Source organism: Massilia terrae, from assembly GCF_024753145.1.
Classification (GTDB): domain Bacteria; phylum Pseudomonadota; class Gammaproteobacteria; order Burkholderiales; family Burkholderiaceae_D; genus Telluria; species Telluria terrae.
Genome location: NZ_JANUGU010000002.1, coordinates 515,686 through 542,071, shown reverse-complemented (window position 1 = coordinate 542,071; position 26,386 = coordinate 515,686). Strand labels below are relative to the sequence as shown.

18 protein-coding genes are annotated in these 26,386 nt (G+C 66.1%); 6 read left to right on the top strand and 12 right to left on the bottom strand.

Going from position 1 to position 26,386, the window contains the following annotated elements:
* Nucleotides 1–51 precede the first annotated feature (51 nt).
* The 3 genes from NX778_RS09685 to NX778_RS09675 are packed head-to-tail and all read right to left on the bottom strand — an operon-like array spanning nucleotide 52 to nucleotide 2,550.
* Nucleotides 52–642, bottom strand: coding sequence for a TadE/TadG family type IV pilus assembly protein (locus NX778_RS09685; protein WP_258811519.1), 591 nt, complete (start codon nucleotides 640–642; stop codon nucleotides 52–54).
* Nucleotide 643: 1 nt separating this feature from the next.
* A complete protein-coding gene (locus tag NX778_RS09680) occupies nucleotides 644–1,138 on the bottom strand; it encodes a TadE/TadG family type IV pilus assembly protein (RefSeq protein WP_258811518.1) in 495 nt (164 codons plus the stop codon).
* Entirely contained in the window at nucleotides 1,135–2,550 is a 1,416-nt protein-coding gene (locus NX778_RS09675) for a TadE/TadG family type IV pilus assembly protein (protein ID WP_258811517.1), read from the bottom strand. Before NX778_RS09675 ends, NX778_RS09680 begins: the two co-directional genes overlap by 4 nt.
* A gap of 185 nt (nucleotides 2,551–2,735) precedes the next feature.
* Between NX778_RS09675 and NX778_RS09670 the strand changes: the two genes are divergently transcribed.
* Nucleotides 2,736–3,308: a hypothetical protein gene (locus NX778_RS09670; protein WP_258811516.1), complete on the top strand. Its 573-nt coding sequence runs from the start codon at nucleotides 2,736–2,738 to the stop codon at nucleotides 3,306–3,308.
* Here NX778_RS09670 and NX778_RS09665 read toward each other — a convergent pair.
* Together NX778_RS09665 and NX778_RS09660 are read right to left on the bottom strand one after the other, a co-directional pair.
* A complete protein-coding gene (locus NX778_RS09665) occupies nucleotides 3,305–4,204 on the bottom strand; it encodes a prolipoprotein diacylglyceryl transferase (protein WP_258811515.1) in 900 nt (299 codons plus the stop codon). The two genes, NX778_RS09670 and NX778_RS09665, sit on opposite strands and share 4 nt — an antisense overlap.
* 15 nt (nucleotides 4,205–4,219) lie before the next feature.
* On the bottom strand, nucleotides 4,220–5,272 hold the full coding sequence (locus NX778_RS09660; protein ID WP_258811514.1) for a M29 family metallopeptidase: 1,053 nt from the start codon (nucleotides 5,270–5,272) through the stop codon (nucleotides 4,220–4,222).
* Between the two features lie 105 nt (nucleotides 5,273–5,377).
* Here NX778_RS09660 and NX778_RS09655 point away from each other — a divergent pair, with 105 nt between their 5' ends.
* On the top strand, nucleotides 5,378–5,662 hold the full coding sequence (locus NX778_RS09655) for a hypothetical protein (RefSeq protein ID WP_258811513.1): 285 nt from the start codon (nucleotides 5,378–5,380) through the stop codon (nucleotides 5,660–5,662).
* 137 nt (nucleotides 5,663–5,799) lie between these two features.
* Here NX778_RS09655 and NX778_RS09650 read toward each other — a convergent pair whose 3' ends face one another.
* From NX778_RS09650 to NX778_RS09635, 4 genes are all read right to left on the bottom strand, one after another.
* The gene (locus tag NX778_RS09650; protein WP_258811512.1) at nucleotides 5,800–7,878 is read right to left on the bottom strand and encodes a tetratricopeptide repeat-containing diguanylate cyclase; all 2,079 of its coding nucleotides are present in this window, start codon (nucleotides 7,876–7,878) and stop codon (nucleotides 5,800–5,802) included.
* Between the two features lie 136 nt (nucleotides 7,879–8,014).
* Complete coding sequence (locus NX778_RS09645) at nucleotides 8,015–9,802, bottom strand: ABC transporter ATP-binding protein (protein WP_258811511.1); 1,788 nt, start codon at nucleotides 9,800–9,802, stop codon at nucleotides 8,015–8,017.
* On the bottom strand, nucleotides 9,792–11,543 hold the full coding sequence (locus tag NX778_RS09640) for an ABC transporter ATP-binding protein (protein ID WP_258811510.1): 1,752 nt from the start codon (nucleotides 11,541–11,543) through the stop codon (nucleotides 9,792–9,794). The genes NX778_RS09645 and NX778_RS09640 overlap by 11 nt, the downstream gene beginning before the upstream one ends.
* 95 nt (nucleotides 11,544–11,638) lie before the next feature.
* Complete coding sequence (locus NX778_RS09635; protein WP_258811509.1) at nucleotides 11,639–12,298, bottom strand: phasin family protein; 660 nt, start codon at nucleotides 12,296–12,298, stop codon at nucleotides 11,639–11,641.
* A gap of 184 nt (nucleotides 12,299–12,482) precedes the next feature.
* Here NX778_RS09635 and NX778_RS09630 point away from each other — a divergent pair, with 184 nt between their 5' ends.
* Entirely contained in the window at nucleotides 12,483–13,757 is a 1,275-nt protein-coding gene (locus tag NX778_RS09630; RefSeq protein ID WP_258811508.1) for an amidohydrolase family protein, read from the top strand.
* 51 nt (nucleotides 13,758–13,808) lie between these two features.
* Nucleotides 13,809–14,345, top strand: coding sequence for a GNAT family N-acetyltransferase (locus tag NX778_RS09625; protein WP_258811507.1), 537 nt, complete (start codon nucleotides 13,809–13,811; stop codon nucleotides 14,343–14,345).
* A 4-nt stretch (nucleotides 14,346–14,349) separates the two neighbouring features.
* Here NX778_RS09625 and NX778_RS09620 read toward each other — a convergent pair whose 3' ends face one another.
* The 3 genes from NX778_RS09620 to NX778_RS09610 form a co-directional block, all read right to left on the bottom strand.
* A complete protein-coding gene (locus NX778_RS09620; protein ID WP_258811506.1) occupies nucleotides 14,350–17,226 on the bottom strand; it encodes an esterase in 2,877 nt (958 codons plus the stop codon).
* A 114-nt stretch (nucleotides 17,227–17,340) separates the two neighbouring features.
* Complete coding sequence (locus NX778_RS09615; protein ID WP_258811505.1) at nucleotides 17,341–19,608, bottom strand: amylo-alpha-1,6-glucosidase; 2,268 nt, start codon at nucleotides 19,606–19,608, stop codon at nucleotides 17,341–17,343.
* Nucleotides 19,609–19,616: 8 nt separating this feature from the next.
* A complete protein-coding gene (locus tag NX778_RS09610; protein ID WP_258811504.1) occupies nucleotides 19,617–21,488 on the bottom strand; it encodes a glycoside hydrolase family 13 protein in 1,872 nt (623 codons plus the stop codon).
* A gap of 324 nt (nucleotides 21,489–21,812) precedes the next feature.
* Here NX778_RS09610 and NX778_RS09605 point away from each other — a divergent pair, with 324 nt between their 5' ends.
* A complete protein-coding gene (locus NX778_RS09605) occupies nucleotides 21,813–24,722 on the top strand; it encodes a TonB-dependent receptor (protein WP_258811503.1) in 2,910 nt (969 codons plus the stop codon).
* Nucleotides 24,723–24,803: 81 nt separating this feature from the next.
* On the top strand, nucleotides 24,804–26,309 hold the full coding sequence (locus tag NX778_RS09600) for a tryptophan halogenase family protein (protein ID WP_258811502.1): 1,506 nt from the start codon (nucleotides 24,804–24,806) through the stop codon (nucleotides 26,307–26,309).
* Nucleotides 26,310–26,386: the final 77 nt, after the last annotated feature.

Below are 26,386 nucleotides of genomic sequence, written 5' to 3'. Positions count from 1 at the left end.
TAACAGGGCTGTTACATGATGCATATGTATGTAGCTAAAAGCCGACAATCCTCACGGGCAGGGCATCGATCCGAGCGTGTAGCCGAGGCTGCCGGCGGGCACGATCGTCTCGGCGGGCGGGATCTGCATTCCCGACAGATCAAGCAAGGGGAACAGCATCTGGTAGGACAGCGGTTCGCAATTTCCGCTGCTGTCCATCGATGCGCACACCCGCGCCCTGACAAAGCGGATGCAGTTATCGGCGTAGGGATCGGTGACGCAGTTCAGGTGATTTTTTGCGGGACAGGACGGCAATGCGGTCACGTGATTCAGGGCCAGCGTACCTTGCGAGACCGACAAATAGTCGATCTTCACGTTGGCGGCGGTGACCGGGTCGCCCAATACCAGCGGCCCGGATGATGTGCGAAACACGGCGTCCGCCTGTACGTTTTGCAGCGCGGTGGCATTGTTGAAGCTAACGTTGGAGGCTGCAGCGGCAGCACGCCGTGTGACCTCTCTCAGGGTATTCAGCAAGAACTCCGCCCGTGCCAATTCAAGCGTCGCAAAAACGAAGAAAAAGAATGAGATCGCAACCAGCGAGAATTCAACCGCCGCGACGCCGGCCTGGGCTTTTCGCGATCTCCGTCCGGTGAGCCGTTTCATCTTAGTTCCCCACATAGCGCACCGGCGCATAAGCTGAAATCACCCAGCCGCTGTCGCTGCCGGTCAGCGGGTCCACGAAATTCATGTCTACCGACACGGCGAGCTGGATCAAGGGCTGGTTGTTCGTGGTCGTGCATTGCTTCCACGCGACACTGGTCGGGGTTTGCTGATACGCGCAAACAATACTTGGATCAATGGGGATGCCGCCCGAGCTGAGTCCGACCATTTCCCTGGCGATGATCGTTTTTGCCAAGGTGAGCGCAGCCGGTCCGCCATCGGGACCCACCGTCGTCATTTCCAGTTTTGGTGCGGTGGCCAGATAAAGCCCGGCGTCGTGCACCGCTTTTTGCGCAGTCGAATATTCGAAAAAATAAAAAGACATGAAGATGGACGGCATGAGGAAAAACGCCGCGAGGAAGCTGAACACGAGCGCCGCCTCGACCGCAACGGATCCACGTTGAAGCCGCGACTTCATCCTGTTGAGTGTGCGTTTCATTGGTATAGCCTCGCATTCCCGCCGCTTGCCAGCTCGGTGTCCAGCCCCGCAAATTCTCCGTTCAAGGCCGACGGCGTCGCCGGCACCGTCATGAAGAATTTGCCGATCCCCAGGACGGTCGCCGCCACTTTCGACCCTGCCGCCACCGGGCACTGCAGCAGCGCAATGCGCAGCACGCGGGTATTGCGGAAGGTTTTGTATGCCGTCACGCCGCCGGTAGTCTGGTAGGGCGTGGTGCCTGGATACGATTGGGCGACGGGGGCTCCCGGGTTGTATATCGTGGCCCAGTCCGAAGTGGCGAAGGTTGCATAGCCCGACGAAGGTTCCACGCCGCTGTTTGCCAGGTAAGAGGCATACCGTGCCGCTTTCGCATACGACCACAAGGGGCCGTAGACGGTCCCCGCCATGCCGGTGGTCTGTTTTTCCGCGACGGTCAGCAAAGGGTCCGGCGAGGACAGCGGATTCGCATATTGATGGTCGGGCTTGTTCTTCATCCACGTCGCGTTGCTCAGGTCGAAGCTGCGGGTATTCGGATCGGCCGGCGCCGAGTTGGCCGTGCATGGCGAGGTGTAGCTCCCAAACCGGGAATTGAACATCTGGTATAGCGAGGCGATCGGGAATGACCGTTCAACCGTGATCTGGCCGCCCAGCAGGGTTGGAATCGCCATCCTGCCCGTGCAGATAAAAGGCGAGACGACGTCCATCCTGCCCATCATGGAGACACCCACCGTACCGGCCGGCGCAATCGGATTCACCAAAAAGTTTTCAGGGGTCTGCCCGCCCGGATTCAGGTTCATCAGGTTGTAGTCGACCCCGCGCCTGAAGCCATATTCGACCAGTTCACCGGAAGCAAGCGAGGCGGCCCTGGTATTCGAGTTGGCGCAGATCGCGAAGGGCAGGACGTTCAGCGAATCCCTGCCCGCCACCGCTGCCGCGTAGACGTTTGTTCTGGTCGGGGCGTTCGGCAAAATGGGGATCAGCACATTGCTGACTTCGCCAAGGCTGGCATCGAGCTTCGATGTATCCACGCGCGCGAAAAAGACAGTTGCCGCATTGACCTTTGCCGCGCTCGGATCCATCCAGCCAGCCGAGCCGCCGTTCAAGGCCGTGCCGAAGGTCAGTGCCGAACTCGACCACGTGACGCTGCCGTTGTTGTAGGAATAGCCGAAGCCGGCGGCGGTATCGGCAGCGGCGGTGGCGGCCTTGTCGATACCGGCCGTGGTGCCGTCCAGCGCGTTCGCGGCGGCGAGCGCAGCAGCGTCGGCCACGCTTTGCAGCTCGACTTTCCGGTTGTAGGTCCGGCTCAGGTCGAGCGCCATGCCGAACATGGCAATCATGATCACGATCACAAATGCTGCCATCACAGCGATTGCGCCATCCTGTGATCCGCTCTTTCGGTTTGCTGCCCGCATACGCATTGGCGCACCCTCCTGCTGAGTTTCCGAGAGAACTCTTGCAGTTAGGAATCGTAGTCGGCTGAGGGGAGTGTGGTTTGATCCTTCTCAAATGCCGAGCCCGATCAGCTTGCTCGCAAGCGTGCGCTCCGACACAGTCCGGGTAAGGAAATTTTTTGCGTCCGAGCAATGGGGAGACGGCGATGTTCGACGACAAAACCAGGCGCTTTGCGGCCAGCAGCATTTTTCCCTCGCTGTTCTTTGCGGGCTTCGGCGTGGTGCTGGGGCAGCGCTGGGCGATGCAGGCCGGCGGATCGTGGAAGCTGCACCTCTTGCTTGGACTTCCCGGGCTGGTCTTGACGGGGCTCGCCATGTACCGCGCCAGCCTGCACTGGACTGCCGGGCATGCCGCGAACCGCGCCCGCATCGCCCGGCCGCGATGGCAAGCGCATGCACTCGATGCCGCTTCTTACCTGGCGCTGCTCGGACTAGGCATGATGACCGCCAGGCTTGGCTCCAGCGGTTCGGTGCTGTCGCTCGGGCTGCTCGCGATTCTGGTGTACCTGATCCCATGGGCCAGGGTTCCGGCCTGCCGGGCCCACTTCATGATGTCATCCATCGTCACGCTCGCCGGCGCCGCCGGATGGCTGATTCTCCTTGGACGCCCGGTCAACCTGCTCCAGTTCGTGGTCTCGGCATGGATATTCTCGGCGCCGCCGATCATGACGCTGCTGGTGGTGCTTGCCTCGCTCGACCGCGAATACCGGCTCCGCTAGACGCGGGTGGCGCCGCGAAGCTGCGCGGGGCCGCTGCGGCGGGTCAGCAGCGCCAGCCCGGCGGCGCCGGCGGCGATGAGGGCGACGGCGATCATCTCGGCCTGGGTGCCGTGGATGAAGCCGACCTGCAGCACGGGATTCACGCGGATCTGCTCGATCAGCAGGCGCTCGGCGCCGGCCAGCAGCAGGTACAGCGAGAACAGCCAGCCGGCCTGGAAGGGATGCCGGCGCAGCATCCACAGCAGCGCGAAGCAGGCGCTCGCCATGATGGTCTCGTACATTGGCGTCGGATACACGCCCGGCGCGGCGATGACCGCGCCGAAGATGTTGTTGTCATAGGTCTGCGCCCACAGCCACGCCGGCAGCCACGCCGGCTTCAAGGCCAGGTTGGCCGCGATGCCCCAGTCGCCGTCGCCCGCAACCTGGCAGCCGATGCGGCCGATGGCGTAGCCCAGCATCAGGGCCGGCGCGACGGCGTCGAGCAGCGGCCGTGGCGGCAGCTTGTAGCGGCGCACGAACAGGATGCCGCCCAGCGTGCCGAAGATCAGGCCGCCGAACACCGACAGGCCGGAGCGGTTGAAGATCATGGCCGCCGGATCGGCCATGAATTCGCCGGTGTGTTCGAGGATGTGGAACAGGCGCGCGCCGATCACGCCGAGGATCATCACGACGATCACCATGTCGCTGACGATCTCCTGCGGCGCGACTTGGGCCGCGCCTTTGCGCACCGTGCCGACGAGGCCATCCTGGTGCAGGCGCCGCAGTTCCGCGCCGAAGCGGGCCGCCGCCGCCAGCGCGGCGATGCCGACCAGCAGGCCGAAGGTCGCGAACGGCAGCGGCAGCCGGTAGCCGGTCAGGGCGGCGATGATGTCGCTCACGTAGGGATAGGATTGCATGCGCTCTCTCGCGGTTCAGGCGCCGGCGGTCCAGGCCCCGTTTTCGTAGACGCGCTCGTCGCCGAGGTAGACCGCATCGGTCACCGCGAACACGTCGATGTGGTAGCGCGCGTCCTTGCGCTTAAAGCCCGGCTTGGGGTACACGCCGTGCTTGGCGCCGAGCGACAGGTGGATGCCGCACATGCGCTCGTAGGTGCCGATGTCGTCGACGCGGCGCTCGCGCGTGAAGGCGCGGTTCAGGCCGAAGCCCAGTTCGCGGATCCAGACTTCGCCTTCGTCGCGCCGGATGTTGGCCAGGACTTCGTCGAACTCCGGCGTGGAATCGATGGCCTCGACCACGCGCCCGCGCTCCACCACCAGCGTGATCGGATGCTGCGGGCGGTTCGAGCGGTACGAGGTATCGCCGAACACGTGCACCCGCACTTGCCCGTGCACGGCTTCCAGGTCGAGCGCCTCGGTGAACACTTCGCCGATCGGGAACTGGCCGCCGACATTGTGCATGCCGCTGTAGTCGCCCACGTTCAGCTTGGCCGGTTCCAGCCGCGATGCGAATACCAGCTCGGCGCCATCGCCGACCACTCGTGCGCCGGGTGCGGCATCGATGCGCGCCTTGAGCGCGCGGCCGACGCCGCGGAAGTAGGCCGGATCGTAGGCCAGCGCCTCGATGTAATGGCTGGCCTGGGCGCCGGGCATGCGCGACAGGTGCACGTGTTCGATCACCTTCAGGCCCAGCTTGAACAGCTCGACCCGGATGCGGAAGGCTTCGAGCCGGAAGTTGGTCGACTGGACCAGCACCACCAGGTCGCCCGCCGCCATGCGCTTGAACGCGGCCAGCACCTCATCGGGCGCGACGCTGTCGAAATCGAGGAAGGCGGCATCGGGCAGGTTGCGGCGGTAGCCCTCGGTGAGCGCGCGCGCCAGCCCGGTGCGGGTATCGTGCACCACCAGCGCGGCATGCGGCGCAGCGTGTTCGACCGCGATGTGCAGGATGTCGCGCAAGTGCGCCTGTGCGGCGTCGACCGCGGCGGCGGACAGGTCGGGGGAGGGCGGGAGATCGGTGGAACTCATGGCTTGGCTGGAGAGGTGACCTGACATTATACGTCGCGCCCGCCGGGCTTCCTGCAGCGGCGGCGCGCGTGTATGCTAGCGACAGCTCAACCACAGGAGACGCAGATGCAGGTGAAACCGATGGCCGTCGTGCTGGCCGCTTTGCTGATTGCCGCGTGCAGCAAGCACGCCGAGGACATGGGGCCGGCGCAGCGCGCGGGCAAGGCGGTGGACGACGCCGGCGAGAAGGTGGCGGCGCAGCTGCACGAACCGATCGACAAGGCCAGCGAGGCGGCGAAATCGCTGCAGCAGTCGGCCGGCCAGGCGCAAGACCAGATCAAGGAGGCGACTGCGGAGGTGGGCAAGAAGGTCGAACAGGCGGGTGAGAAGATCCAGGACGCCGCCAAGTAGGAGGAGTCGGTTTCGCCAGATTTGGAGCGAACGTCATCCTCGCGAACGCGGGGATCCCATGTGCGTGCGTACTGGTTACGCGAAACGAAAATGGGGTTCCCGCCTGCGCGGGAACGACGATCCGCATGAAACTGGAGTTAGCTGCCAGTAGCCCGCAACTCCGGCCACCCGCCGCCCAGCACGATCGACAGGTCGACATGCCCGTCGCGCCAGGCGTGTTCGAGGTCGCGCTCGACATCGTCCAGCGTGGTCTGTTCGAAGCTGGACAGGCTGCGCACGCCGTAGGCGCGGTTGCGGCCGTGGCCCTTGGCCAGGTAGAGCGCCATGTCGACCAGGTTCACCGCGCGCTCCCAGGTCAGCGGCTCCTGTCCCGGCGACGCGATCGGATATGGCGCGAAGCCGATCGATACGTTGGCCGACAGCGTCTTGCCCTGGTGTTCGATCACGGCTGAGGAAATCCCCACCAGCAGGCGCCGCGCGATTTCGTCCAGGCCGCTGCGCGGGATCGCCGGCAGGAAGGCCAGGAATTCCTCGCCGCCCCAGCGCACGATCATGTCGGTGCCGCGCAGGATCTCGTGCATGCAGGTCGCGATCCGCTTGAGCACCGCATCGCCGGCCGCGTGGCCGCAGGTGTCGTTGATGTGCTTGAAGTGGTCGACGTCGAGCAGGAACAGCGCACCCACCACGTCCTCGCCCGACGTGCCGGCGCCGCGCTTTTCGGTGGGCTGGAAGTTGCGCATGTATTCCTGGAAGTGGCGCCGGTTGTACAGGCCGGTGAGCGGGTCGCGCACGCTCTGCGCCTTCAGCTCGAGGTTCTTTTCCTCCAGCTTGACGTTCGCGCTGCGCACCTTGCGGTACAGGATGGTGACGATCACCGAGGACAGCGCGAACACCACCGCCAGCAACCACCACACGCGCTGCTGCAGCCGCCGGTTGCTCAGCTCCGTCGATTTCACCTGGTTCTCGCGGCGCAGCAGCTCGATCTGCTGCTGCTTCTTGTCGGTCTCGTATTTGGTCTGCAGTTCCAGCGTGAGCTTGTGGCGGCGTTCCTCGAACAGCTGGTTGGACAGGTCCCGTTCGCGGTGGTAGGCGGTGACCGCGCCGGCGAAGTCGCCGGCCTTTTCCAGCAACTCGCCATACTCGGCCAGCACCTGCTGCATCACCGGCTTGTCGCCGGTGCGCTCGATCTGGCGGATCGCATCCTCGACGGTGCGCTTGCCCTCGGCCAGCCGGCCCATGCCGATCAGGGCCTCGCCCTGGTTGACCTGCGCCACCGTCATCGGCTGGCGGTCCTTCAGCAGGCGGCTGGCCTCGTGGGCCTGGTTGGCGTACGAGAGCGCGGTGGCGAAGTCGCCCAGCTTCAGGTAGCTGTCGGACAGGTTGACCAGGGTGCGCGCGACGTCGGCATTGGCGCCGATGCGGCGCTGCGCGCCGAGCGCCGCCAGCAGCGCCTCGCGTGCGCGGCGCGGCTGGCCCGAGTGCATGGACAGGATGTATTCGCTCTGCTTGAGCACCGCAATGCGTCCCGGCGACTGGCCCCTGCTGGCCCATGGCGCTGCTTCTTCCAGCGCCGCGAAGCCCTTGTCGTACTCGCGCATCCTGTCGTACAGGACCGCCAGCGCATTCAGCGCGATCGTGACCTGGAACGCGACGTCGTTCTGGCGCGCGAGCGAGGCCGCGGCCTGCAGCTTTTCCAGCGCGCGCGGGAAGTTGCCTTCCTCGCTGAACGATTCGCCCGACGAGACCATCGTGCGCAGCTTCAGTTCGGCGTCGTCGGTCTGGGCCGCGAGCTTCTCCGCTTCCCAGATCGCCTGGTGGGCTTCGGACAGCTGGTTGCGCGTGAACAGGACATAGCCCTTGATGAGCATGCCCTTGGCGGTGGCGACGTCCAGATTGTGTTCGCGGCCGAGGGCGATCAGCTGGTCGCACAGGGTGTCGGCCTCGTCCGGCTTGCCCAAGCCGATGTAGCCGTTCGCGAGCAAGGCCAGGTATTCGGCGCGGTCGCTGAGGTCGGCCTTGCCCAGCTCACCCTGCAGGGCGACCAGCATCGGCACGGCGCGTTCGGGCACGAAGCGGATCGGCTCGCGCAGCTCGGCCAGCCGCTCGGTCAGCGAGGCCCCCGGCTGGGCGCAGGCGAGGGTCACCGCCAGGCACAGCGCTGCCAGTAGCGCGCTGCTGCGCACGTGTCGCGGGCGGATGGTGAAAGCTGCCAGCATGCATCCCTCATCTGAGTGGCGAGCGCCCGCAAGCCGTGGGCAAGCTCGTCTACCGATTATAACTTTGTTGCAAAGAGGAAATTGATCTTTTCAAAAAATAAGGTATAAAAACAACTAATGTATCAAAAATTGCAAGTTATAGGGCAAGTTGCTGCAGCAGGTAGAGCCGCTGGTACAGGCCGCCCTCGATCCGCATCAGCGCCTCGTGCGAGCCGGTTTCCGCGATGCGGCCGTGGTTCAGCACGATGATGCGGTCGGCGTCGCGGATAGTCGACAGGCGGTGCGCGATGGCGATGATGGTCACCTTGCCGCGCAACTCGTCCAGCGCCTGCTGCACGATCTGTTCGGTCTGGCTGTCGATGTGCGAGGTCGCTTCGTCCAGCAGCAGGATGCGGGGCCGGCCGGCCAGCGCGCGGGCGATCGCGATCAGCTGCTTCTGGCCGGTGGACAGGCGCGAGCCGCCTTCGCCGAGCGGCGTGTCGTAGCCCTGTTCGAGCGCCGCGATGAAGCCGTGCGCGTGGGCCGCGCGCGCCGCTTCCTCGATGCGCGCGCGCGGCAGGCCGCGGCCCATGTCGATGTTCTCGCGCGCCGACGCGGCCAGCAAGAATGGATCCTGCGGCACCAGCCCGACCTCGGCGCGGAAGCGCTCGTTGCCGATCGCGGCCAGCGCTTCGCCATGGATCTCGATGCGGCCGCGCTCCGGCGCGTAGTAGCGCAGCATCAGCGACAGCAGGGTCGACTTGCCGCTGCCGGTGTGGCCGACGATGCCGAAGAAGGCGCCCTGCGGGATCTCCAGCGACAGGTCGTGCAGCACCGGCGTGCCCGGCACGTAGCCGAAAGTGAGGTGCTCGACGCGCACCGCCGGCACGCCTTCCCTGCTGGCGGCGCGGGCCGGCGCGGCCTGGGCGGCTGCGTGTTCCGGCGCGTTCGCCTCCTCCAGCAACGCCGCCACGCGCGAGGTCGCGACCACCGCCTGCTGCAGGCCGCTGAACTGCATCGTGATCTGGATCAGCGGCTCGACCACGCGCGCGATGTAGCTGATGAAGGCATACAGCACGCCGACTTCCACCGCGTTCATGCTGCGCTGGCCGAAGCTGAAGATGACCACCGCCAGCAGCACCACGTTGAGGAAGTCGAGCGCGGGACGCAGCAGCAGGGCGTTGGCGCGCAGCTCGGACAGGCGCGCCTTGTAGTGGGCGCGGTTGGTGGTGGCGAAGCGCGCGCCGAAGCGCTCCTGCGCATTATTCGCCTGCAGCACGCTCATGCCGCCGATCGACTCGGCCATCTGGCCGTTGATGTCGCTGCGCAGCGCGCGCGCCCGCGTCACGGCCGGCGCCGACAGGCGCTGGTACAGCCACACGATGCCCAGCACCGCCGGCACCAGCGCCAGCACGATCAGCATCAGGCGCCAGTCCAGCCAGGCCATCGCCGCCGTCGTGCCGACCAGGACGATGCCGCTGTCGAGGATCACGAACAGGACCTGGATGTACAGCGTCTTGACCGCTTCGGTATCGTTGGTGACGCGGCTGACCAGCTGGCCGGTGATGGCGCGGTCGAAGAAGGCCATCGGCAGCCGCAGCACGTGGCCATAGACCCACTCCCGCAGCCGCTGCACCGAGCGCATCGCAAGGCCGGACAGGCGCACCAGCTGCAGGTAGCGCAGCCACGACGCGCTCCAGCCGAACACCAGCACGCCGCCCAGCAGCAGCGCCATGCGCGGCCAGTCCAGCCGGTGCGGCAGCAGGTGCTCGTCGATCAGCTTCTTGCCGAGCAGGGGGCCGAGCACTTCGAGGCCGGCGGCGATGACCAGCCACAGGACCGCCCACCACAGGTGCGCGCGGTCGGGCCAGGCGGCGCGGCGCAGCAGGTGCGCGGCTTGCCCGGCCTGGCGGCGGACCTGGCCGGACGAGGTTTCAGGTTGCATCGAGGCTGGCCTCCAGTTGTTGATAGCGCCACTGGCTGGCATACCAGCCATCCAGCGCGAGCAGTTGTTCGTGGGTGCCCGATTCGACGATCCGGCCATCCTTGAGCACCACGATCTGGTCGGCGTTGACCACGCCCGACAAGCGGTGGCTGGCGATGATCGCGGCCAGTTCGGGGCGCGTGCGGCGCACTTCGGCCAGGTGCTCGAGGATGCGGGTCTCGGTGCCGGTGTCCACCGCCGACAGCGCGTCGTCGAGCAGCAGCAGCGAGCTTTCCGCCAGCAGCGAGCGCGCGATCGCGACCCGCTGGCGCTGGCCGCCCGACAGGGTGATGCCCTTTTCGCCGACCGGGGTGTCGTAGCCCTGCGGGAAGCGCAGGATGTCGTCGTGGATCGCGGCCATCTGCGCCGCGTGTTCGATCTCCGCGCGCGATGCCGAGGGGCGGCCCAGCGCGATGTTGTCGGCGATGCTGGCCGAGAACAGGAAGGACTCCTGCGGCACCCAGCTGATCGCGGAGCGCAACGCCGAGAGGCGGTACTCGTCGAGCTTGTGGCCGCCCCAGCTCACCATGCCTTGCTGCGGCGTGGCCTGGCGCAGCAGCACGCGCAGCAGGGTCGACTTGCCGGCGCCGGTGGCGCCCACCAGGCCGAGCGTCTTGCCCGGCTCGAGCGCCAGCGACAGGTGGTCGAGCGCGGGCTTGCCGCCGTCGCCGTAGGCAAAGCGCACGTTCGACAGCACCAGCGCGCCGCGCCCGACCTGGTCGAGCGTGCCTTCGTCGGCGACGGTGAGCGGCGCGTCCAGCATCGGCTGCACGCGCGCCAGCGCCGCCTTGCCGCGCTGGATCAGCGACAGCACCCAGCCGGCCGCGAACATCGGCCAGATCAGCTGGCCGAGGTACATGCTGAAGCTGGTCAGCGAACCGATGGTGAGCTGGCTGTTCCAGACCAGGTAGCCGCCCAGGCCCAGCGTGAGGGCGCTGGCCGCGGTCAGGGTCAGGCCGACCGCCGGTTCGTAGGCCGCTTCCCATTTCTGCGCGGTGAGGCTGGCGTCGGAAGCGCGCGCGGCCAGTTCGCCGAACTGGCTGGCGCTGCGCTGCTCCAGGCCCAGCGCGCGCAGGGTGCGCACGCCGGACAGGGTCTCCTGCACGTGGTCGTTCAGCGCGGAGAAGCGCTTGAGCGAATCGCTGGACGCGGTGTGGATGTGGCCCGAAATGTACCAGAAGGCCAGCGCCATCAGCGGGAAGGGCAGCAGTGCCACCAGCGTCAGGCGCCAGTCCACGCCCAGCACCATGATCCCGAGGACCATCACCAGCGTCAGCGAGCCGTCGAAGCCGGCCAGCATCGCCTCGCCGGCCGCCATCTCGATCGCGTCGATGTCGTTGGTGGCGAGCGCCATCAGGTCGCCGGTGCGCTGGCGCTGGTAGAACGCCGGGCCCTGGGCCGCCAGGCGCGTGTACAGGCGGGTGCGCAGCTCGACGCCGAGCCGGTAGGCGGCCGAGTACAACACGACGCGCCAGCCGACCCGCAGCACATAGATGGCCAGGCCGAGCGCGAGCAGTTGCGCGATCTCGACCAGCAGGTCATGGTTGGTCATGCGGTGCGCGGCCAGGCCATCGATCATCGCGCCTACCTTGCGCGGGATCCAGACCGTGCACGCGGCCACGCCGAATAGCATGAACGCCGACGACACGTAGTTCCGCCAGTGGCGGCGCACGAAGCCGCCGACCAGCCTTGCTAGACTCATTGTTCTTCCTTGTCTGGGTGGCCCGTAAAAAAAGAAAGCGGGCCGAAGCCCGCTAATTTACTATTTTTGACACGGCCGCGCAGGCCTGTGCCGTGCTACTTCTTGCGTTGTGCTTTCGCTGCGCGCGGCTGGCGCGGCTTCACTTCGATCACGCCTTCGGAAGTCGTGCCCACTTCCTCGATGATCGGTGCGGCGGACGGATGCGGCAGCTCGGCGGGAGCGTAGACCACCTTGCCGACTGCGCGCGCGATCGGCTTGGCCTTGGCGCGCGGCGGTGCGGGCTGGGTCTGCGCGACTTCCGGCTGCTCCTCTTCCACCACAGGGGCGACGGTTTCCGGCGCGGCTTCGGCTGCCGGCGCGCTGGCCTGTGCGGCCGCCGGCTCCGCTGCGGGCGCCACGGCTTGCGCCGGTTTGGCCTGCGGCTGCGGCGCGGCGTGTGCGGCGATGCGGCGGCCCAGGTCCAGGCGCGCATCGGCCGCGATGTTGAACAGTTCGCGCCCGTAGTTGTACAGCGACGACAGCTGTTCCTGGGTTTGCGCGCCCAGCGTGAACAGGTCGCGCGGATCGGTGATCGCGCACAGCTGGCGCACCGTGTTGGCGGTGCGGGTGACGGATTCGCGCGAGGCGTTGATGTTCAGGGCCAGCACCTGCTCGGCGGTGGCGACCGCCCGCGCCGTCAGCGCGCGCATGAACTCGATCTGGCTGTCGACCTGGGCCTTGCGTGCTGCGGAGAACTGTTCAGGGAGTGAAATCATAAGTTCCTCGTCGTAAGGTTATGATGCGCTGCAATATTTTCTAGTGTATCGATGTTTTCGTGGCTTGAAAAGCACGATTTGTCGTCTTCTTGCAATCAAATCTTGCGGCGCAACATTTGTTTTGTGTTCCTGGCGGGGTGTTGTCGTGCTTACAATGGCCTATCGGAACCAACCGGAGCGCAAGATGGACCTCGTGATTCGCAACGCGACCCTGCCCGATGGGCGGCATGGCATCGACATCGGCATCAGGGACGGGCGCATCGCCGCGCTTGAGACGCGGCTGGAAGCGCGCGGACGGTCCGAGATCGACGCCGGCGGCGACCTGGTCTCGCCGCCCTTCGTCGACGCCCACTTCCACATGGACTCCGCGCTCAGTTACGGCCAGCCGCGCGTGAACGCGTCCGGCACCCTGCTCGAAGGGATCGCGCTATGGGGTGAGCTCAAGCCGCAGCTCACGCAGGACGCGCTGGTCGAGCGCGCGCTGCGCTACTGCGACTGGGCGGTGGCGCGCGGCCTGCTGGCGATCCGTTCGCACGTGGACGTGTGCGACGACCGCTTGCTGGCGGTGGAAGCGCTGCTCGACGTGAAGCGCCGCGTCGCGCCCTACCTCGACCTGCAACTGGTCGCCTTTCCGCAGGACGGGCTGCTCAGGAGTCCTTCGGCCCTCGATAACCTGAAGCGCGCGATCGCGATGGGCGTGGACGTGGTGGGCGGCATCCCGCACTTCGAGCGTACGATGGCGCAGGGCGCGGAATCGGTGCGCATCCTGTGCGAGTTCGCCGCCGACAAGGGCCTGCGGGTGGACATGCATTGCGACGAGACCGACGACCCGCTGTCGCGCCATGTCGAAACGCTGGCCTGCGAAACCCAGCGCCTCGGGCTGCAGGGCAGGGTGGCCGGATCGCACCTGACCTCGATGCATTCGATGGACAACTACTACGTCAGCAAGCTGCTGCCGCTGATGGCGGAGAGCGGCATGGCCGCCATCGCCAACCCGCTGATCAATATCACGCTGCAGGGCCGGCACGACAGCTATCCCAAGCGGCGCGGCATGACCCGCGTGCCCGAGCTGCTGGCGGCCGGCGTGCCGGTGGCGTTCGGCCACGACTGCGTGCTCGACCCCTGGTACGGCCTGGGCTCGGGCGACATGCTCGAAGTGGCGCATATGGGATTGCATGTGGCGCAGATGACCGGGCAGGAGGCGATGCGCCAGTGCTTCCTGGCGGTGACGGAGACGCCCGCGCGCATCCTGGGGCTGGAAGGCTACGGCATCGCGCCCGGCTGCAATGCGGACCTCGTGCTGCTCGACGCCGGCAGTCCGGTCGAGGCGATCCGGCTGCGCGCGGCGCGCCGGGCCGTGATCCGGCGCGGGCAGGTGGTGGCCGAATCGCCGCCCGCGCGGGCGCGCCTGAAGCTGCCGGGGCGGCCCGGCGAGGCGAGCTTCAAGATTGGCCTCTGAACCTCCGCGATGCTATAGAATCGCGGGATCACCTCCCCGGACAGGACAGGAATGAACATCGTAGAGACCGCGCGGCTGCGGCTGCGCACCATCACGCTGGACGACGCCGACGTCGAATTCCATCTCGCGCTGCTGAACGACCCGGCATTCATCGAGAACATCGGTGACCGCGGCGTGCGCACGCTGGACGACTCGCGCCGCTACATCGCGGACGGGCCGGTAGCGATGCAGGGCCGCTACGGGCATTCGATGTACGTGGTGGAGCTGAAGGACAGCGGCGTCCCGATCGGCATGTGCGGCCTGATCAAGCGCGAGACCCTGGTCGACGTCGACATCGGCTACGCGTTCCTGCCGGAGTACCGCGGCGCCGGCTATGCCTACGAAGCGGCGCGCGCCACGGTGGAGCACGCGCGCGAACTCGGTATCGAGCGGCTGGCTGGCATCACCTCGCCGGACAATGTGGCGTCCAACGCGCTGCTGCAGAAGCTCGGGCTGCGCTTCAAGTGCGTGATGCACCTGACGCCGGACGACACCGGCACGAATTTCTACATCGCCCTCCTCAACAACAGCAGCAGCGCCGCGGCCTGATCGCTTAGGGCAGTCGCTGCAGGCGCACGCCATAGATATCGAAGCGGTTCGACGGACCCTCGACGCCGCCGGCGGCGCTGAAGCTGCTGTTACTTTGCAGGTAGCCCATATTGAAGAAGTCCGACAGCGCCAGGCGGTAGCTGCCCGGCTTCAGCCGCGCGTACAAGGGCGTCGACAGTGCGGTCGGCGTATCCTGTTTCGCGATCGGCGCATGCGGCAGCTGCACCACGCCTTGCGCGACCACGCGGCCACGCTGGTCCTTCACCGCCAGCCATTTGACGCCGCCGCTGATACCCAGGTTGATCTGGTTCGCGCCGTTGTGATACCGGACCTGCACCGCGTAGCGGCCGGGCTGCGCGACGCTCACCGCATCGACGCCGAAGCGGTCGTCCGGCTTGCCCCAGCCGCCCAGGTGCGGCAGCGGGAAGCGCTCGCTGGACTGGGCCAGCGCCACGTTCGACCGCACGCGCGGATCGGTTACCGCGACCTCGATGCCCTTGTCCAGGCAGCGCGGCATGCTGTGGTGGCTGCGGTTGCCGTTGGGGTAGGTGGCTTCCACGGCGTAGCACGATGCCGGGCCGGCGTGATTATCGGTCCATTGCGAGCCTGATACTCCGCTCGCTACGCGCTTGCCGTCGCGGTAGACATTGATCGCCGGGCCGCCGTCGAAACCAAGGACGACGCGCGCGCCGGCGCGCTCCAGCGTAGTGATCGCCGGTTCGCGTGGGCCAAACACGGCCGGCGATTCCTCGTACGGATTGGCGTTCACACGGCGGATCGACTGCTCGCCCTTCGCCAGCGTGGAAAGTTCGATGTCGATGCGGTTGTCGTCCTTCAGCGCCGGCCAGGCGATCGCCGTATTCGCGGCGGCGCCATTCAGTTTTACGCCGCCGATCCGGTAGTAGCCGTCCGCTTCGGTCGCTGCGGGCAGGTGCAGGTGGACGGTGATCCGTTTGCCCCGCAAGCGCAGGTTCTCCAGCACGGCATCGTTCGATCCCGCGAATGCCTCGCGCCGCAGCCTGGCCGTGACAAAGGGCTTGAGCTCGATGCCGGTTGCGGCCGGGGTCACGCCAAACACGTCCTCGATCACCATGCCGAGATAGGCGCCGACGGACCACAGCTGACGCCGCGAGCTGATGACGGGGCCGATCAGGGTTGGATGCGCCTCGTCCAGCAGCAGCGGCTGGCCGCTCAGCCATTCCAGGTTTTCCATGTTCGACAGGTTGAGCGCGGCGCCACGCACCAGGGTGTCGTAGGCGGCATCGGCCACGCTCACATTGCCGGTGCGGGCCGCCGCGCGCAGGCCATAGGCGGTGACGAAGGGCCAGATCGCGCGGTTGTGATAGACCGGCATGCCCTGCTGCTGCGGCCAGATCACCGGCGCGCCCATCGGGCCGTGCGGGTAGTGGGCGAGGATGCTGTGCGCGCGGGCCGCGTCGGCGATGCCGGTATCGATCGCCAGCGCCTGTCCGAGCCAGTCGAACTTGTGCATCGGCGCGCCATCGAAGTGGCCGGCGGTGAGGCTGCTGTACATGCCTTCGTCTTCAAGCCATAGCTGCTTGTTGATCGCAAGCTTGAGCGCTTTGGCCCAGCCCTCGTAGCGGGAAGCGCGGGCGGCATCGCCCGATTCGCGCGCCAGTTGCGCTGCCAGCGTCAGCGCCTTGTAGTGGCCGACGTTGGTCGATAGTGCTTTCGAGCTGGCCATCCACGACAGGTGGTTCGGGATCCACGCCGCGTAGCTCTGGTCGCGCCAGTCGAGGAAGGACTCCTCGCCCGTGTACAAGCCGGTAGCCGCGTCGAAGGCGGCGATGCGGTCGTTCTCGACGGTGTTGGACAAGGCCTTCAGCGCGGTCGCGGCGAAGGTGGCGCATTCGGCTGGCGGCAAGGTGCGCAGCACATCTTCCGCCGCGTAGGCCCATGCGATGCGGTCGGTGCTCACCGGCCAGCTGCCGCCGCTGCCGGTGTCCTGCACGATCTGCAGGCCGTCATCCGTTCCGGCCGCTCGCGCAGGTTTGGAGATGCCGCTGCGCCAGCCGGACAGCTTGAACAGCAGTGAATTGCGCACGCGCTGAGGGTCGAGCATCGCCAGGCCAAGGTCGGCGGCGTAGGACAGGTCGCGCGTCCACACGTAGTGCCACTTCTCGCCAGTCTCGAAGCACTCGCACGGGATTGCGGCGCCGCCGTTGTAATTGCCGTCCCTGATCTCGTGCACCGAGTCCTGCCGCATCTCGCTGCCTGCCAGCGCGAACAGGGCGTCGAAGGCGAGGTTCCCGCTGCGCACGCGCGGCAGGTCGGCCGATTCGCGGTAGCGCACGAACTGCGGGCCGGTGTCGCGCAGCTGCATGGTGGTCGACTGGGTGTAGCTGCGAAGCGTTGCGGCTGCATCGTCTGTGGAGAAGCGGGCAGCTTCCTGCTTGCCGTCCCACGTCCGGAAACGGAGCTCGGAGGCGGCCTGCGCGCCCGCGTGCGGATCGGTGCTTGCGGTGGCGGCGGGCGTCTCCAGCCGCGTCACGGACAGCTTGGGCGCGGCCGGGTCGCTGGCGTCGACGGTGAAGCGCCAGGTCGCGGTCTGCTTCACGAACAGATAGTCTTCCGGCCCGGGATGGGTGTCCATGCGGTAGGCCGTGCCAGCGGCGACGTTCACGCTGGCGGCGGGATCGATCACCCATTCCGCGCTCCAGTCGCGGCTGCCGACCTTGAACGGGTGGTAGCCGGGACTGAGCAGGATGTCGGCCTGGTACACGCCGCTGCCCTGAGCGACCAGCGGGTTGTCGATGCCCCAGCCATTGAAACCGCCGCGCACATAAAGTTCGGCTGGTCCCGCGGCCATCGCCGTCCCGCAGATGAGGGCCGCACCAAGCAGCCAGCGTGATACGTTCATGTTCAGTACCTCTACACTTAAAACCGTCGTCCCGGCGGAGGCCGGGACCCATAGGCCGCTTGCGACTTCGGGAAGTCAGCATGGGTCTCGGCCTGCGCCGGGACGACGGGGGCTTTAACGATATTCGCTTCGTTCGATGATGCCCTTCAGGACATCCTTCCCTCGCAGCATTGGGAAGTCCTCGGGGCGATAGAACTTCGGCGTCACGAAGCGCAGCTCGCCGATCTGTGCCGAGTACGATGCCTGCACCTTCACGCCGGCCGGCTTGTCTTCGTCGAACTCCACGGCGACAGGATGCCCCGGTGTGACTTCCACGGCTTGCCGATGCCGGCTCTTGTCCCCAGCCAGCTGCGCGATGCTGATCCGGTACGGCTTCGGCGACGACAGTGAAAAGACCCAGCGCTGCTTGCTGCCGCTGCGCGCAAACTCCACCGACAGCGACTCGTCCCGGCCGAACGGCAGCACCGCCGAGAAGCTGCTCCACGCGTGCGGAATCGCCGGCGTGAATGCGAGCACGCCCTCGACCAGGTCAGGACGGAAGCCGACATAATCCTGGTAGCCGTTGCGCGCGAATTCAGCCACGCTCCACGACTGCGCGAAGGTGCCGGACGGCTTGAGTTTGCCGCCCTCATGCGGCAGCGCGTCCAGCAGCTCGCTCATATTGCCGAGCGTGCCGAGGTGGAGGATCTGCTCGCCCAGGTTCTGGCTGAGCCGGAACGCGAGGTCCTGGTAGCCGAACTTGTCGAGCGCGGTGACGGTGAAGCCCGCGTTCCAGCCCCACACCGTGCCCTGGTGGTAGGCGGCGTCCTTGTGATGGTAAGCCGGGTTCTCGTGGCGCGGATGGAAGTAGGCCTCGTCCTGACCCAGCGATGCGATGCCGTAGGGGTAGAGCAGGCCACCGACCGCATTCTTCAGCACCACGGCCTGCACGTTTGGCGGCACGAAGTCGCCGAAGGGGATCGAGTCGAGCATCAGCTGGTTCGGGCGCAGCCTGGTGTCGCGGCTGCCGTCCGCGCGCAGTCGGTCGGCCATCGTGCGGCCGTCCCAGAATTTGCGCAGGAAGCCCGCCTGCGCCTTGTGCGCCAGTGCATCCCACTCGCGGGCATGCTGTTCGTCGCCGGCCTGCCGCGCAAACCACGCGCCGGACTGCAGCGCCGTGTACCACAGGGCCTGGATCTCGACCGCCTTCGGCCCGCGCGCCGACCACGGCTCTTTGCCTTCGATGCGGGCGTCCATCCAGGTGTCGGCCGAGTCGTGCTTCAACAGGCCGTCGCTGTCGAGGTAGTTCGCGATCGCGCCGTCGAAGTAGGGTACGGCCAGCTTGTACATCTGTGCCGCGAACTCGCGGTCGCCCGTGTAGCGCACATATTCGAGCGCCTCGCGCAGCATCCACGGCGTGCCATCCACCGTGTTGTAGATGATTTCGCCGGGCTTCACGCGGTTGGGGATGCGGCCGTACTCCAGCCCGTGCGGCTCGGCCAGGTTCTGGTAGCGCGCGAAATTGGACAGCACCGCGCGCGCCTCCTCGAACTGGCCAGACACCAGCAGCGTGCCGGGCAGGGCGATGAAGGTGTCGCGGCCCCAGTTCTCGCGGAACCATGGCAGGCCGGCCCAGATGCCGGCGCCGTATTCCTCGACCACGAACAGGTGCGAGGCGGCCTTGGCCCAGTTGAGCGCCCGGTTGTACTGCGCGTCGCTGGTCTGCAGCCAGCTGCGCGTGAGGATGCGGTGCAGCTTGCGCTTCTCGTCGCCGATCGGATCACCGTGCGCCAGCGCTGCAGCGCGCCGCACAGCCTCGTCGGCGGAAGATGCAAACGCGGCCACGACGGTCAGCTTGCGCGCCTTGGTGGCGCTCTGGATAGTGAGTGCGTCGAAAGTCACAGGCTGGTCCGCCGCCAGCGCCATGAACAGCGTAGCGCCAACGCCGGGCGCCACGACCAGCACCCCGCCGCGATCCTCGACGGCGCCCGCAGTAGAGAGCAGGGGCCGCACCGCGAGTTGCGCCGCAGCCGGGCTGGCGATGGTGATCGCCAGCGCCTGCTGCTTCGACAGCACCGCCATCTCCTCGGTCGCGCCGCTGGCGAAGCGCAGGCGGTGCCCGTACGGCAGCACCTGTTCGGACGCCTGTGCGCGGTCCTGCGCGGCGCCGTCGACCAGCCCCGCGTAGTCGCGCCAGATGGTGCCGCTCTTGAAGACATAGCCTTCGCCCTTGCCCTGGCTGTGCGTGAAGCCCTCGTAGTAGCCGGCGAGATTGTCGCCGGCGACGAAGCGAGACACCTGCCCCGCCGGCACCGCGATCGCCATCTGGTCGAACAAGGCATCGACGCCCGGCACGTCGGCCGCCTGCACAGGCAGGCACGCGGCCAGAGCGAGCGCTATCACGCTGCGCTTCATGGCGCGGCTTTCAGCTTCAAGATCACGGACGATTTCGGCGCCAATGTCAGCGTGCGCGACAGGTCATACGCCTTCCCGCTCAGGACATCGACGCCCGAAGCCACACCGGACAGCATCTCGTGGAAGCGCGCAACCGGCAGCGCCGTCTCCTTGTCGCCTGCGTTCAGCGCGACCAGCACCTTGTCATGGTCGTCGTAGCGGAAGTAAACATAGGTATTGTTCTCGGGCGCATAGTGCATCAGCTTCCCGTGGTGGATCACGTTCGCGGTGCGGCGCCAGTTGACCAGCTTGCGCACGAATTGCTGCGCCTCGCGCTGGCGTGGCGGGAGGTTCGCTCCGGTGAAGGCATTGACCTTGTCGCCCGCCCAGCCGCCCGGGAAGTCCTGGCGATAGCTGGAATCGTCGCGGCCCTTGGTGGTGCTCGTCATCAGGATCTCGTCGCCGCCATAGAATTGCGGGATGCGCGGCATCGTCATGACGAACACCAGGTCCATCTTCCATTTGTCGACGTCCTCGCCGACCACGCTGAACATGCGCGGCATGTCGTGGTTGCCGTCGAACAGAACGAGCTTGGACGGATCCGGATACAGATAGTCCAGCGACAGCGTCTCGTACACGTCGTTGAAGGTATCGTAGATTTCCTTGGTTCCCGACAGCGCGGTGCGCATCGCGTCGGTCAGCGGGAAATCCATCATGCTCGGCATCGACGTGGCGTAGCCGTCGAAGTTGATTTTGCCGCGCTGCCAGTGCGAGACCACCGGCGGCAGCATGCTCCATTCCTCGCCCACCATGTTCAGGTGCGGATACTCGGCCATCAGGCGGCGCGTGTACTCGCTCAGGAAGCGGCCGTCGGAATAGCTGAAGGTATCGATGCGCAGGCCCGACAGCCCGGCGTATTCGATCCACCAGATGCTGTTCTGTATAAGGTAGTTGGCCACCATCGGGTCGGACTGGTTCAGGTCCGGCATCCCCTCGCTGAACCAGCCGCGCGTGAAGTTATCCGCGTCTTCCTGCGACGCGTACTTGTCCTGCACCGCGACGCGGTGGTGGCGGGTCGCCACAAACTTGCCACCGTAATTGATCCAGTCCGGGGAGGGCAGGTCCTTCATCCACCAGTGCCCGGCGCCGATATGGTTCAACACCACGTCCTGGATCAGGCCGATGCCATGCTTGCGCGCCTCGCGCGACAGGCGCAGGTAGTCGTCGTTGCTGCCGTAGCGCGGGTCGATCTTGTAGTGGTCTGTGGCCGCGTAGCCGTGATACGACGCCTGCGGCATGTCGTTCTCGACCAGCGGCGTCGGCCACAGCTGGGTAAAGCCCAGGCCCGCGATGTAGTCGAGATGCTCGATGATGCCCTGGATGTCGCCGCCGTGGCGGCCGAAGCCGCTGCCGCGCTTGGCCTTGTCGGCCAGCGCCGGCACGCTGTCGTTGGACGGATCGCCGTTGGCGAAGCGGTCCGGCATCACTTGGTAGATCGCGTCCGCGCCGCTGAAGCCCTGGCGCTGGGCCGAGCCGGGCGCGCGCGGCAGCAGGCGGTAGGTGTAGCGCACCTTGTCGCGGCCCGCGCCGCTGAAATCGATAACGAAGCTGCCCGGCTTCGCATCCGGCTCCACCACCAGGTCGATGAACAGGTAATTGTGGTTGGCCACCCGCGTCACTGACGCGATCCGCACGCCGGGATAGGCCAGCTTCGGTTCCAGCTCGGCGATGCGCTCGCCGTGGACCATCAGCTGCAGATTCTTGTCATGCATACCCGCCCACCAGAACGGCGGTTCGAGGTGGTCGATGGCCGGCGTGGGAGCGGCCTGGACAGTGGTAAAGACGAACGCCAGCGCGAGGCCGGCCAGGTTTTTGTGTATGCAAAACATCAATGTCTCCCGTTCACCATGCACCATCTTGGCGTACATGCATACTTTTGTGGCAAAACGCACGATTTGTAGTACGACTACATGATCGAATACGGCTCATTGTAGCTGGAATACAACGCTTCTCCAACTGTCCCCTAGAGGCGTGTGCCACAATTAACACGTGCGATGTTATCTGAGAACATGTCGCGTTGACAGTGGATCTAGTTTTAGTACAGAATCGGTGCGAGCGTTGAAATTGACGTTTGCATCGGGCTCCCGTGTTGTTGGCCGCGCCGGCTGTAGTTTCGGGAAAATAATCCGTTTCTGATGAATTTGAGGGGACAAATGAAAATTCTAAAAAGCAAGCGCGTCGCCACCGTCGACGGCAAGCTTGTATTCAAGCTGAGCCCGGTCGCTGCCGGCTGTGCGGTATTCCTGGCGATGAGCGCCAACGTGTACGCACAAGACAGCACCGCTACCGCCACGACCGCTGCGCCGCAAACCGACACCGCGCCGCAAGCGCTGGATTCGAACGGCCAGCCGATCGCCAAAGTCACCGTGACCGGCATCCGCCGCGGTATCGAAGCGGCGATCTCGATCAAGAAGAATTCCAACTCGATCGTCGAGGCCATTTCGGCCGAAGACATCGGCAAGCTGCCTGACGCCACCGTGGCCGAGTCGATCTCGCGCCTGGCCGGCGTGACCGCGCAGCGCAACAAGAACACCGGCCGCGCGTCGGACATCAGCGTGCGCGGCCTGTCGCCGGACTTCAACGGCGCGCTGTTGAACGGCCGCGAGCAGGCATCGTCGGGCGACAGCCGCGGCGTGCAGTTCGACCTGTACCCGGCCGAGATGCTCGGTTCGATCACCATTTATAAGTCGCCGGACGCATCGCTGGTGGGCCAGGGCATCGCCTCGACCATCGACCAGCGCACCGTGATGCCGCTGGACTTCGCCAAGCGCACCATGGCCGCCAGCTACAAGCGCGAGAAGACCGGCATGCACAACGGCGAGCAGGCCACCGGCAGCGGCTACCGCTCCTCGCTGACCTATATCGACCAGTTCGCCGACCGCACCATCGGCCTGGCCCTCGGCGCCGTCAAGTTCACCGACAGCGGCGCGGAACAGTCGCAGATGGACGGCTGGGGTGGCTGGACGCCGAAGCTGACCGACGCCGGCGCTCCGCTGTACAACGGCCAGAACGTGATCGTGCCGGGCGGCTTCAAGACCGACATCCAGCGCATTCCGAAGAAGCAGCAAGGCGTGATGGGCATCCTGCAGTTCCGCCCGAACAAGGACTTCCTGACCACCGTCGACCTGTTCCACTCCAAGAACCAGGACCACATCAAGCTGACCGGCCTGGAAGGCGCGATCTGCGGCAGCACCGGCCCGTACGACCCGTCCGGCGTGCTGAGCAACGCCACCATCGTGAATGGCGTGGCCACCGCCGGCACCTGCTCGAACTTCAAGGGCGACGCCCGCAACCACGTCGACGACATCAAGGACACCCTGGATTCGTGGGGCCTGAACAGCCAGTACCGCAACAGCGGCTGGACCTTCACCGGCGACGTCGCCGGCTCCAAGGTGACGCACGATTCGAGCCGCTACGAAACCACCGCCGGCCAGCCGGGCAACGCCACCAACCTGGGCACCATCTCGTGGACCGGCTTCGACGGCAAGAGCAATCTGTCGCCGACCTACACCTCGTCGATCAACTACTCCGACCGCAACCAGGTCGTGCTGACCGACCAGGACGGCTGGGGCGGCGGCCTGACCGGCAATCCGCAAGCGGGCTACGTCGCGATCGGCGTGACCACCGACAAGGTGAAGTCGGGCCGCCTGTCGGCCAAGCATGATGTCGAGTGGGGCCCGGTCAGCTCGGTCGAGTTCGGCTTCAACCAGACCAACCGCGACAAGTCGCGCGACCAGAACGAAGGCAACCTGATCATCCCGGGTGGCAATCCTTACGGCTCCGCCGCCGTGCCGGGCACCGGCGTCGTCGTGACCCCGCAGTCGGGCCTGCCGGTCGTCGCATGGGATCCGCAGGGTTCGCTGGGCACCATCTACGCGCTGCTGCCGAAGGTCGACCAGCCGATCCAGACCGACAAGAACTGGGCGGTGTCGGAAAAGGTCTCCACGCTGTACGCGATGGGCAACCTCGATGGCGAACTGTTTGGCCTGACCTACCGCGGCAACTTCGGCGGCCAGTACATCCGCACCAAGCAGAGCTCGCAAGGCTTCGTGGTCGATACCAGCAACTGCGCCGGTTCCGCCGGCAAGCCTTGCCCGGCCTACACCATCAACGGCGAGCATAAGTACAACGACTTCCTGCCGAGCATGAACCTCGTGTTCGAGCTGCCGTATGACCAGGTGTTCCGTTTCGGCCTGGCCAAGACCCTGTCGCGCGGCAAGATGAGCGATATGCGTCCGGGCGGCGGCGTCTCGCTGAATTCGAGCGCACCGGGCGGCGCCATCCTGTCGGGCGGCGCGGGTAACCCGAACCTGGAGCCGTTCCGCGCCAAGGCGCTGGACCTGTCGTGGGAGAAGTACTTCACCGTCAACGGCGCCAAGGGCTATGTCGCTGCCGCAGCGTTCTACAAGAAGCTCGACACCTACATCCTGACCGTGCCGAAGGTCGTCGACTTCGCCACCCTGGGCCTGCTGTCGGCCAAGACCCCGCTGCCGGCGAGCGGCCCGAACAAGGGCTCGACCGTGGGTATCCTGACCACGCCGGAGAACGGTACTGGCGGCAACATCCACGGTATCGAGCTGTCCGCGTCGCTGCCGTTCGGCATGTTCTCGTCCTACCTGAACGGCTTTGGCCTGGCGGTCAACCACTCGGTGACCCTGTCGTCGGTGAACCTGCTGACCACCGGCCTGACCGTGGAAGACACCGGCGGCGTCTCGACCATCCCGCTGCCGGGCCTGTCGCGCCAGGTGACCAACGCCCGCCTGTTCTATGAGGCACACGGCTTCCAGGCATCGGTCGCGGCGCGTCACCGCGGCAACTTCCTGGGTTCGGTCAGCGACTTCCAGGACAACGAGCAGCTCACCTTCATCAAGGCGAGCACGACCGTGGACTTCCAGGCCGGCTACGAATTCAGCAGCGGCGCCCTGAAAGGCCTGTCGATCATCGGCACCGTGCAGAACTGGACCAACGCCCCGTTCGTGCGCTACGCAGCTGATCCGAGCAACGTGGTGGAGAACATCAAGTTCGGCCGCGTCTATGGACTGCAGGCAAGCTACAAGTTCTGAGTTATCCTGTAGCTGACTAACGGCAACGACAACCCCTGCTGGCCTAGGTCTGCAGGGGTTGTGTTTTTTGCGAGGCATCACATGCAACCACTGAACACCATCGTGATCGTCGGCGGCGGCACCGCCGGCTGGATGACCGCCACCGCCTTGTCCACCGCGCTGCGCGGGCGCTACAAGATCCGCCTGGTCGAGTCGGACGAAATCGGCATCGTCGGCGTCGGCGAGGCCACGATCCCGATGATCCAGCGCTTCAACCACGTGGCCGGGATCGACGAGGTCGAGTTCATGAAGGCCACCAACGGCACCTTCAAGCTCGGCGTCGAATTCGTCAATTGGGGCAAGAACGGCGACCGCTACATGCACGGCTTCGGCCGCCTCGGCCAGGACCTGTGGATGGTCGGCTTCGAGCAGTACTTCCACAAGATGCGCGCGCTGGGCAAGGCGCGCGACCTGGCCGACTACTCGATCATGCGCTCCGCTTCGCGCGCCAACAAGTTCATGCACCCGCGGACGGATCTTCCGAATTCGCCGCTGGCCGAGATCACCTACGCCTACCATTTCGACGCCAGCCTGTATGCGCGCCACCTGCGCAAGCTGTCCGAGGGCCGCGGCGTCGAGCGCATCGAGGGCAAGATCACCCAAGTGAGCCAGCGTCCATCCGACGGCCACGTCGACGCGGTGGTGCTGGAGAGCGGCCGGCGCATCGAGGGCGAACTGTTCATCGACTGCTCGGGCTTCCGTGGCCTGCTGATCGAACAGACCCTGCAAACCGGCTTCGAAGACTGGACCCACTGGCTGCCGTGCGACCGCGCGATGGCGGTGCCCTGCGAATCGGTGCCGGTGTGGACGCCGTACACGCGCGCCACCGCGCACAAATCGGGCTGGCAGTGGCGCATCCCGCTGCAGAACCGCATCGGCAACGGCCACGTCTATTGCAGCCAGTACATCAGCGACGACGAGGCGACCGCCGTGCTGCTGTCGAACCTGGACGGCAGGCCGCTGGCCGACCCGCGCCCGATCCGCTTCAAGACCGGCATGCGCAAGAAGAGCTGGAACAAGAACGTGATCGCGATCGGCCTGGCCTCGGGCTTCCTGGAGCCGATCGAATCGACCAGCATCCACATGGTGCAGGCGGCGGTGTCGATGGTGCTCGACTTCTTCCCGGACCAGGGCTTCAGCCAGAAGGACATCGACGCCTTCAACGCGCTGTCGCGCTTCCAGTACGAGCGGATCCGCGACTTCATCATCCTGCACTACAAGCTGAACCAGCGCGACGATGCCGCGTTCTGGCAGGCCTGCGCGGCCATGGACATTCCTGGCACGCTGCGCGAGAAGATGGACCTGTTCCGCACCCACGGCCGGATCCAGCGCTACAACAACGAGCTGTTCACCGAAGTCGCGTGGATGCAGGTGTTCACGGGGCAGAACCTGTACCCGGAGAGCTATCACCCGCTGGTCGACGTGCAGAGCGAGGGCGGCATCGAGGAGTACATGGGCAGCGTGGCGCACGTGGTGGAGCAGTGCGTGAACGTGATGCCGGATCATGCGGAGTATGTGAAACAGTATTGTCCGTCGAATGTGATGTAAGTGTTTGAGGGGGAGGTGGCCACGAAAGCGGCCTCACATAGCGCCAGAAGCGAGTAAGATGTCGATCTTTTCGCAAC